2 protein-coding genes are annotated in these 592 nt (G+C 62.0%); both read right to left on the reverse strand.

Annotated features, from left to right (window positions below; translation table 11 throughout):
• Positions 1-327, reverse strand: a 327-nt coding sequence (locus tag KHO41_RS41075) for a transposase (RefSeq protein WP_211958901.1), incomplete at its 3' end; no start/stop codon positions are given.
• Between the two features lie 57 nt (positions 328-384).
• A partial coding sequence (gene tnpB, locus KHO41_RS41080) for an IS66 family insertion sequence element accessory protein TnpB (protein WP_211958902.1) occupies positions 385-592 on the reverse strand: 208 nt, incomplete at its 5' end.

The raw sequence follows: 592 nt of genomic DNA on the forward strand, positions 1-592 counted from the left end.
CGGCAGCGGCTTGCGGCCACGTCTGCGGCCTGCGGGCTTATCGGGCTCTGGCAGCCCCGTGTCCGGCGGCGCGAGCGCTTCATCCTCATCGTCGTCGGCCGGCTCCGCAGCGGCCATTTGTTCAGCTTCGTCGAACACGCGGTCCTTGAGCTTTTCACTGCTTGGCGCGAAGCGTTTGGACTGCGCGAGCCGGAACTGTTCCTCAAGGAGCTTGATGCGCTCGTTCAGCTCGGCGATGTGCTTAACGTTGGCAGCAGCCCGCGCTTCGAGTTCGCGGATATAGGCCTGGGCGGCCGGCGGCAATTGGGAGAGGTCGTGTTCGTTCATGCTGGACACGATAGTGCAGCCGCCACCCAATCTGGTATACGTCACACCGAACGACCATCAAGCCGTGTGCTGATATTTGCGCGACGGGTGCCGCTTCACGGCGTCCACGTCGATACCGTCCAGCAGCCAGTGCAACTGCTCGGTCGTGAGTTCGATCACCGCGTGCTCACGCCGCGGCCACACAAAACGGTCTTCCTCTAATCGCTTCAAAAGCATCCAGAAGCCGTTTCGGTCCCACAGTAAAAGCTTGATGCGGTTGCGCCGA

It is taken from the genome of Cupriavidus numazuensis (assembly GCF_905397435.1).
Classification (GTDB): domain Bacteria; phylum Pseudomonadota; class Gammaproteobacteria; order Burkholderiales; family Burkholderiaceae; genus Cupriavidus; species Cupriavidus numazuensis.